Raw genomic sequence first — 9055 nt, 5'->3', positions numbered from 1 at the left:
AGATAATCGCGAATGTCTGTGCCAATAGGTGCATCGGCTGGAAGCTCGATAATACCATCGTGGTCGTCGCTAATACCTAGCTCAGAGAAGCTACATAGCATACCGAATGACGGCTCGCCGCGAAGCTTTGCTTTCTTAATTTTAAAGTCGCCTGGCAATACAGCACCAACAACAGCAACTGCTACTTTAATGCCCTGACGGCAGTTAGGCGCACCACAAACGATATCAAGTAGCTCATCGCCACCTACGTTTATTTTAGTCACGCGCAGTTTATCGGCGTTAGGATGCTGACCGCACTCCACTACTTCACCTACTAGCACGCCTTTAAAATCGCCTGCCACTGGCTCAACGCCGTCTACTTCTAGGCCAGCCATGCTCAACTGTTCAGACAGCTCATGTGCCGACAGCGACGGGTTAACCCACTCTCTTAACCATTTTTCACTGAATTTCATGTGTACTCTCTGCCTTAGTTGAACTGCTTAAGGAAACGAAGATCGTTTTCAAAGAACGCGCGCAAGTCGTTAACACCGTAACGAAGCATTGTTAAACGCTCTACGCCCATACCAAAGGCAAAACCTGTGTACTCTTCTGGGTCGATACCTACCGCTTTAAGTACATTTGGGTGCACCATGCCGCAGCCCAATACTTCAAGCCACTGACCGTTTTTACCCATTACGTCGACTTCAGCTGACGGCTCAGTAAACGGGAAATAAGACGGGCGGAAGCGAATTTCTAGTGACTCTTCAAAGAAGTGATGTAAGAAGTCGTGCAAAATACCTTTAAGGTCGGTAAAGCTAACGTTCTTATCAACCATCAAACCTTCCACTTGGTGGAACATCGGCGTGTGTGTTTGGTCGTAGTCGTTACGATACACACGGCCTGGCGAGATAATACGCAATGGTGGCTTTTCCGCTTCCATAGTACGAATTTGAACACCAGAGGTTTGCGTACGAAGCATCATGTCTGGGTTGAAATAAAAGGTATCATGGTCGGCACGCGCGGGGTGATTCGCAGGAATGTTCAGCGCGTCGAAGTTGTGAAAACCATCTTCAATTTCAGGGCCAGTTTTAACTGAAAAGCCAAGCTCGCCAAAGAAAGATTCGATACGTGCAATCGTGCGGCTAACCGGGTGTAAGTTTCCTGGCTTTTCTGTGCGACCAGGCAAAGTTACATCTACTGCCTCTTCTGCTAGCTTTTTGTTAAGCTCTTCAGTGCGTAAAAACTCACCTTTTGCAGAAATAGCTTGCTGAATAACCTGCTTAGCTTGGTTAATCTTTTGGCCTGCGGCAGGACGTTCTTCGTTAGATAACTTTCCAAGCCCTTTAAGTAAGTCGGTAAGTTTACCTTTCTTACCCATGAATTCGACCCTAACTTGGTCTAATGTGGCTGCATCTTGTGCAGCGTCAATCTGGCTTTGTGCCTGATTGATAATAGCGTCAAGCTCCATGTTTTCCTCAATTTACATGATGACTGCATGGCCAAAGCATAGGAAGAATTATTCTGTGCGCTAAGGCTTGCCTGAAATAAAAGCGGTAGTTTACACGAGTGACTGACATTACCGCTACCCTATATAGCTGATAATGGCGAAATTTTGGTTGTTAACTAGGCAATATGTCGTAAATAAACTAAGTGGGTAGGTAAACATTTAAAGAAATGATTTGGATTTGAATAGTGAGCTAGAACTTTCTCAATATCTTCACTCCTAAAATGAAGCACTTTTTATGTTTAACCGATACAAATAAACAAATGATAAATGGCAGAATTTTGCAAGATGAAATAAAATTTAGATGTGCAAAAATGGAGAAAGTAGATGAAGCGAGTGGTTAGTTTAAGGAGTAAGAAAAGCACAGGGAGTTCATATTTCGAGGTAAATCGAATTGACGAATAAAAGTTGCGTAGTCTTTGTTATCAATTCCATTCGTTTAGGTGGAGCGGAAAGAGCACTCGTCAATATATTAGGGCAAACACATTTACAAGAAGGATTAGATGTACATGTTTTGCTGTTAGATAATGAACCAATGGCGAGAGAACTACCTTCTCATGTCCGACTTACCATATTGGATTGCAAAGGCTCTACCTTAAAAAGCATCAAGGGTATAAACGAATATATTAAGAAAACGAATCCTAGTGTTGTGGCGAGTTTTCTCGTGAGAGCCAATCTTTCAAATGCCATTGTCAGAATGTTTTTAAAGAAACATAAAGCATTGCTGTTTGAGCGAATGCATTTAACAAGTCACTTAGACAACCAATTTAAAGGGCTAAAAAGACATGTTGCGGGCCTTTTACCGAAAGCTTTCTATCGCTTTGCTGATGCTATTGTGGGTGTTTCAAATGGCGTTACCATTGATCTAGTCGAAAACTATTCTGTGACAACCGATAAAGCATACACCATTTTTAATCCTTATGATCTTGAGTTCATTTCGAAAAAATGTGCAATTGAACCTGAATTTGAACTACCCGATTCGTTTATCATCAGTACTGGTAGGCTTACTCCAGCAAAAAATTTTAAGCTTCTTATTGATGCTTATTTGAAATCCGATGAGTCTGCTCATCTTTGTATTTTAGGCGATGGCGAACAAAAACAAGAGTTACTGGATTACATATACCAGCAAAACGCATCTAACAAAGTAACGTTACTGGGCTACGCAGAAAATCCGTTTTCCATTTTAGTCAGGGCAAAATACTATATTTCCGCGTCAAACAATGAGGGCTTTCCCAATGCGTTGGTGGAAGCCATGGCTATCGGCCTACCTGCTATTATGACTAATTGCCCTTCTGGACCTGCGGAAATTCTTGCAGCAGATGTTAATTTCCATTCAGACAAGGTACATATAGCAAAATACGGCATTCTTGCCCCACTCGACAACAGGGTTGAACTGACTCATGCAATTAATTTGTTCCAGAATGAGGCATTACGAAAAGAATACAAAGCGATGAGCCTAAAGCGCGCGAAAGACTTTCATATAGACAAGGTGGCCGAACAATACTGGTCTTTCATTCGCACCCAACTAGAGTAAGCTGTTGTAAAGTGACACATGTCTGTCGACATTCAGTTGCCATGTATTGCTCGATTGCAGTTCCTCTGCATTGCGACAACGAAATAAACTGTAATCCTTTGTATTAAGCTTTTTCGTTAAGGCATCTACATCACCCTTAGTAAAGTAACATGCGTCTTCAAGTTCAAACTCTCTGTGCGCACCTATGTCGCTGGCAATAATAGGAAGACATACAGACAGGGCTTCTGCAACAACTAAGCAAAAACCTTCCATATACGATGGGTTTACTAAAATTGAAGCATTTTTATAAAGGGTGACTAATTCACCTCCGGTTCTGGTACCGGCAAAAATTATTCGCTCACTTTCATTCTGCATAAGCGCCAGTACATAGTCATCCTGCTCATAATTGGACCCAACAATTACCAATTTCGTGCTAGTCAAATCGCTAGCCTCATATGCGTGAATTAGATCATCAAACCCCTTGGTTTTATCTAACCTCCCTACAGCAAGAATGTATTGATTTGGTTTCAAATTAAGCGATGCTAACAATTGCTTGTCATCAGGCCAGTTTTCGTGAGCAATCAATGAACCTGCGTTTCTGATGGTGGTTCTTTTTCCTTTTAAGAAGCTAAACCGCTTATCAAGATCGTTTTTTAAAGAATTACTTACACAGATCACTTTGTTGGCAAAAATAACCGTGTTTAGCTCCCCTGCCATTAAAATCCACTTTCCGTACCAGCGCCATTTAGGTCTCTTGTAGTCTGGAGAGTGATGAGTAACTACGGTCTTGAATCCAAATAATCGAGATAAGAAGCTGAAAAAGCCCGGCCCAATACCGTGTAAATGCACTATTTTGGGATGGAGTTTTAGTCTAGCGTAAATCAACGCGATAAATGTGTGAATAAAGGTTTCTAACCCTTTAATGCTTGGCGCTTTTAAAACGCGCACCTCGACGCCTTTAAATGAGTAGGTTGTTTGTCCTTCAAAGGGAAGCCTGCCGAGAATTGTCACTCTATGATCTTGATGTTGACCTACAATTGTTGGGTAGAGGTTTTCACAGATAGTCTCAATTCCACCAACGAAAGAAGGCACGCCTCTTGTTCCAATCACGCATACATGAGCCATGTTGATTCCTTTTCACAAACCAAATTACGCCTTAGTATTTAAGGCAACACTTAAAGCTCTTGTTTCTTCTTATCTGTCTCGCTAAACATAGAAGCTCATAAAGAATGAATATTGCTGGTAAGCCTAGTCGGCATAACTGCCATGCTACATGTTGATCGAATCGATTTAAATTTCTACAAATCAAAAAGATAGAAGTTATTGTTTTTATGAAAAATCAGCTAAACGATTTTTGCGACTTAACCGTACAAAAATCGTTGCAGTATTAACTTGCGCGTGGAACTTTGCAATTATAGAGTTTGCGAACAAATCTTAGCGCACTTTCTTTTTTAGCTGCCAGGGTTATCTCATGAAAAACTACTGTGTCGTTCCCCTTCTCATTATATTCATTTCGTCTGCGCTTGTATCATGTAGCATATCGAATAAAACCTCACCTTCTAAACAACTCTACAATCAACCAGGTACGTTATTCCATCGAATATTAGTTCCATTAGACAATCAAGCCACTGAGGCTAAAGTTGCTGCATTAAAAAATCACTCGTTTGGCAGAGTCAAAACAAGTAATTTGGTAGCGAAGCATGCAAATTCCATTGTTGAGCTTTACGAAGCAGGGCTTTTAGAAAATTACAAAACCAACGACTATGTCAATGCTGATAAAGTATTTAAATCAAAACCTGATTTGTTGGAATTATTGATTCAACTTTTCCCAATCGACAGTTATGCATTGCTGCGCGAGGTGCAAAGCGTGGAAAACCTAGATCAGGATTTAATACTGACTGCCATCGTGTCAATGAATCTTGACCCTACCCTCGTTTTTGATGAAAGCGCTAGTGGTCTAGAAAATTCTGTCACACCTCTGATCAACTCAGCCGGGATCGTTTTATACAATCAAAACGAAGACAGCACCAACACCGTCAGATTTAAAAAGTTAAATGAACTTCAATGGCGCGATGGATTGAGCTTAGTTTGGGAGCCTGTTTACGGTGCGCTTTCGGGCAGCTTAGTATATTTGGATGAGGATACTGAATATGAAGTTGAAATAATGGTCAAGAGTGAATCCGATGAACAGCGTTATTCATTTACATTTAAGACTCGTGCAAACAGCCCTCCAATCGATCCAAATAAGGTGTACTACCTCTCAGAAATCTACAATGGCGGTCAACTTAACTTAGAAGAGCTAGATATTTATGGTAGTGAAGACGGTTATGCCAAAATAATTGGCGACGGGACCATCATTGACGCAGGTGATGAGTTTCTTTCTGCTGTACATATTGGTCGCCAGTCATACGTGATGTTAGAAAATTTCATAATAAAGGGTGGTAAGCGCTACGGAATTTTTGCAGACAGAACTCATAATATTTGGATAAAGGGATGTGACGTTTCGGAGTATGGTCGAAAAGCGGGGGTTTACAAAAATGGAAAGGCGTACGAGAGCGAAAATAGTAGCTCGCCAATAAACTATGATTCTGGTATTTACTTACAAAAGACAGGCGTTTCTGTAATCGAGAATTGCGAAATACACAACCAAAACCTGAGCGCAAATCACTGGGGAAACGGCCACCCCAATGGTCCTAGTGCCATACTGGTTTGGGCATACCACCCAGATGAGGCGTTGCGTGGCCAAATGATTGTGAGAAACAATCGCTTATATGGCTCTGATACAAACAGGTTTAATGACGTTATAGAAGGCCGACAAAATTCATGGCGTAATGGTGGTTTTGTTAGAGATTCCGCTATTTATGGGAACTATTTAGCCTTTGCTAATGATGATCTTGTAGAGTTAGACGGTGGGCAGCGCAATGTACTCTTCTACAATAATGAATTAACCCAAGGCTACACTGGTATAAGCGTAGCACCCAATCGACTTGGTCCAAACTATATTTTCCATAACTATATTCATGATTTAGGTGACGAGCGAGGCTCTGAATGGACCGCGATAAAAGCAGGAGGGCTAATGTCTCAACCTGCTGGCCAGAACTTAATTCTTGAAAACTACATTTATACAAACCGAAATGGCCTTGCCGCTTCAAACTTCAATGGCGACAATACATTTTGGGTTCACATGCAAAACAATATCACCATCACAAAAAATATTGGGAATGCATCTGGCTTTTGTATTTATGACGAACAAAAATATTACAAAAGTAGGAGCATAAATGATCTTTGCTTCAACGAAAGCATTGTGGGTGCTAGATATGAATTCAATTTGGATGATATTGTCGAAAATGAACTTTCAGATGACGAAACATATATTGAAATGCTCAAAGACAATAGACCTACTTTGTTGGAATCATCTCCTACATCATTGATTCCCAACTTCTCAAACCAAACATCCACAGAGCCTATTCAATTTTCTATGTCACCTAAAGAGTTAGAGAACAAAACATGGCTATTGGATACAAAAGAACTGAAGTTCACTTCATTTTCTCAACAATATGAATATGGTCAAACATTTAAAGAAACTCGACACACTTTAACATTAACAGGAAACAATTGGATAAAAGCGCCAATTCATTACGAGATAACCGAGAAGACTGAATTGAAACTCACGTTGGAAATTGTGGGTGTCCCTGAAATAGTGGGAATCGGCTTTGAAACTGATAATAAACAAAACGCCAACCGGATTATCCAATTTTTTGGAACTCAATCGTGGGGTGTGGACGCGCAAGGCTTTTTCAATGCTCCAGCTACAGAGATAACATTTCCCATTGGGAAATATATCCAAGGTCATGTTAAGTATATTGTCTTTGTATTAGATTACGATGATGTGAAAAAGTCTCAAAATAATGCCAGCGTGACATTCTCAGACATAAAATTGACGATATCTAATTAAAGCTTCACTGATTACACTTACAAAAAAAGGAAGCCATCGCTTCCTTTTCTGTAAGTTATTAAATTTTATATTTTTTTCCTGCGACGAGTAACGCCCATAACGATTAGAGCGAGACTTGCAAGGCCAATATGTGCAGGTTCAGGAACCGCTATGACAGATGATTGTTGACACACGAGCGCGTTGTCACAAACCTCTACATTAGAAAAAGAAACTACTGAGCCAGACTGGTTTGCATCATTGTCTAAAATGAAAACCATACGGTCAAAAACACCTGTAAAATAATCGCCTACATTAATGGAGAAGTTCACTACACCATCACCGCTTGAGTAGCTTCCAAACGATGGTAGCGAATTCTCACTTGTTACTTGTGTTAGTTGTGTTCCGCCAAAGAAAACGAAATTGTCCATTTGACCATATTTATATGTATCGTTCGTTTCAAAAGCAATACCGTACAATTCTGCGTTCAAGCCTGTAGCTTCAACGGAAAAATTTAATATTGATGTACTTGTAAGCGTTACACCGTAAAGAATATCAACCCAGCGATTACCATTTAATGTAAATGTGTTTCCGGAATTAGACACTACTTCCGAACCTGTTTTGGATTGGTTACCATAGGCAGTGGCAGTGTAGTCACTAAAATTGATAAATGCTGCGTTAGCAGAACCACCGATAAGTAGCAATGTCGTTATTAACGCACTTTTAATAGATTTCATGTTTTTTCCTTTTGACTAATGCATGAGGTCAAATACAGCGTATACAACACGTTAAAGCAAAAATTACGCCACAAGCAAAAAGACTATATATTACAAAGCCTTGCCTTATCCCAGAAAAATCAATGTAAAAAAAGCAGACACTCTCTTATTGAGTGACTACTTTTATCATGTCTTTAGCTCTACCTTTTTCGGCTACGACTGCAGCACGTACCTTTTCTCGCGCTTCGTCAATATTCGAAATACATTCCTTCACTTTACAAATGAGTTGCCCGTTTAAAAGTTCAGACAATGGTGCACCAAAAGAAGGTAAGCCTAGTTGATTCATAATGCCTTCGGACTTGTGTTCGTAGTTTAACGCAAATGCTGGTGTTCCAAAATTCATTGAAATTATAGCGCTATGCAAGCGTGTACCAATGGTTAGCTCACAGTGACTAAGCAGAGTACCCAACTCAACATCGTTTAGCTCATCCATAACAATCTTGTATTTTGAAACATCACGAATGTGCTTACTTAGTTTATAAGCGACCATTCGGTCATCTTTCTGATATCCTTCGATTCCGGTACAGGTTGAACACGCTAGCACTTGGTATCCGTCTTCAATCAGTTCGTTGCAAAGCTCTGCAAAGCTCCGCTCATAATCTTCTTGGCTCACGCCTAGCCTTTTATCAAAAGGTTTTAGCTCTCTTAATGTAATCGCTACAGTTTTTCCGCCGGCGATAAAATCTAGTAGCGCTTTATTCTCGATATCTACATTATTGTTATTTACTAACCATGCAGTATCCGCACCTTTGACATAACTCTTCGGTAAAGCAAACCTCTCTTCTAATAGCCTTTTACTTACTGATTCTCTGAGCCCAAATATTTTTGCGCGATGAAAGACGAGCTCGGAAATTTCACAAAACTTTTTATCTTCAAAGGGCCCTACTGAGTGACCTAAGATCAGTAGCGGTACCTGCGCAGCAAGCGCACATAAAGCGTGATGAAATTGTCCAACCCCATATAAATCAACAAAGAACGACCCCCCTACCTGAATAACATAGTCGTAGCCTTTGAGTTCGTTTATGTAGCTTTTGAACTCAATGGGGAGACTTTTATGTATATCGCCAGTTTTTGCAGATGATAATAATCTCTCCAACAGAATAGGCTTTTGAATTTTGTTCTTAATCTTTGATTTTAAGCCACCTTTGTATGGCTGATATTTATACAACCAGTCATTCTTGAAAGGCCTTGAAAGTAATATTTCAGAACTTACGGGAAACCTCGACACCAAATCAAGTCCGATATTCGGTAACTGCTGCTCTAGCTCCTCAATTAATCCTCTTATGATTGCGCCATCACCTCTGTTTCCACAAGAATGGTTACCAATAATCAATATTTTCATTCGTTTGAAA

Annotated in this window: 7 protein-coding genes; 2 read left to right on the top strand and 5 right to left on the bottom strand. The window is 40.3% G+C overall.

Translation table 11 applies throughout. The features are described from left to right. Positions 1–452: YtpR family tRNA-binding protein (gene ytpR / locus QVA83_RS15800; RefSeq protein WP_353844112.1), on the bottom strand; the 452-nt coding region annotated here is incomplete at its 3' end. Positions 453–466: 14 nt separating this feature from the next. Further along, the gene (pheS, locus tag QVA83_RS15795; protein WP_012518127.1) at positions 467–1447 is read right to left on the bottom strand and encodes a phenylalanine--tRNA ligase subunit alpha; all 981 of its coding nucleotides are present in this window, start codon (positions 1445–1447) and stop codon (positions 467–469) included. 430 nt (positions 1448–1877) lie between these two features. Here pheS and QVA83_RS15790 point away from each other — a divergent pair, with 430 nt between their 5' ends. Continuing rightward, complete coding sequence (locus tag QVA83_RS15790) at positions 1878–3017, top strand: glycosyltransferase (RefSeq protein ID WP_156078228.1); 1140 nt, start codon at positions 1878–1880, stop codon at positions 3015–3017. Here QVA83_RS15790 and QVA83_RS15785 read toward each other — a convergent pair. After that, positions 3009–4121, bottom strand: a complete 1113-nt coding sequence (locus QVA83_RS15785; RefSeq protein WP_156078227.1) for a glycosyltransferase family 4 protein — start codon at positions 4119–4121, stop codon at positions 3009–3011. The two genes, QVA83_RS15790 and QVA83_RS15785, sit on opposite strands and share 9 nt — an antisense overlap. 346 nt (positions 4122–4467) lie before the next feature. On the opposite strand from QVA83_RS15785, the gene QVA83_RS15780 reads away from it, so the two are divergent. Continuing rightward, complete coding sequence (locus tag QVA83_RS15780) at positions 4468–6951, top strand: right-handed parallel beta-helix repeat-containing protein (protein WP_156078226.1); 2484 nt, start codon at positions 4468–4470, stop codon at positions 6949–6951. A gap of 65 nt (positions 6952–7016) precedes the next feature. Here QVA83_RS15780 and QVA83_RS15775 read toward each other — a convergent pair whose 3' ends face one another. Further along, positions 7017–7664: a PEP-CTERM sorting domain-containing protein gene (locus tag QVA83_RS15775; protein WP_039230029.1), complete on the bottom strand. Its 648-nt coding sequence runs from the start codon at positions 7662–7664 to the stop codon at positions 7017–7019. Positions 7665–7809: 145 nt separating this feature from the next. Then, positions 7810–9045: a colanic acid biosynthesis pyruvyl transferase WcaK gene (wcaK, locus tag QVA83_RS15770; RefSeq protein ID WP_039230031.1), complete on the bottom strand. Its 1236-nt coding sequence runs from the start codon at positions 9043–9045 to the stop codon at positions 7810–7812. Positions 9046–9055 lie beyond the last annotated feature (10 nt).

This window comes from Alteromonas sp. AO-Serp, assembly GCF_017849675.1.
In the GTDB taxonomy this organism is placed as follows: domain Bacteria; phylum Pseudomonadota; class Gammaproteobacteria; order Enterobacterales; family Alteromonadaceae; genus Alteromonas; species Alteromonas macleodii.
This window is presented reverse-complemented; position numbering and strand designations above follow the sequence as displayed.

Coding starts and splice junctions, on each gene's coding strand:
- QVA83_RS15785 (WP_156078227.1), bottom strand. CDS start 4,121: ATGGCTCATGTATGCGTGATTGGAACAAGAGGCGTGCCTTCTTTCGTT.
- QVA83_RS15775 (WP_039230029.1), bottom strand. CDS start 7,664: ATGAAATCTATTAAAAGTGCGTTAATAACGACATTGCTACTTATCGGT.
- pheS (WP_012518127.1), bottom strand. CDS start 1,447: ATGGAGCTTGACGCTATTATCAATCAGGCACAAAGCCAGATTGACGCT.
- wcaK (WP_039230031.1), bottom strand. CDS start 9,045: ATGAAAATATTGATTATTGGTAACCATTCTTGTGGAAACAGAGGTGAT.
- QVA83_RS15780 (WP_156078226.1), top strand. CDS start 4,468: ATGAAAAACTACTGTGTCGTTCCCCTTCTCATTATATTCATTTCGTCT.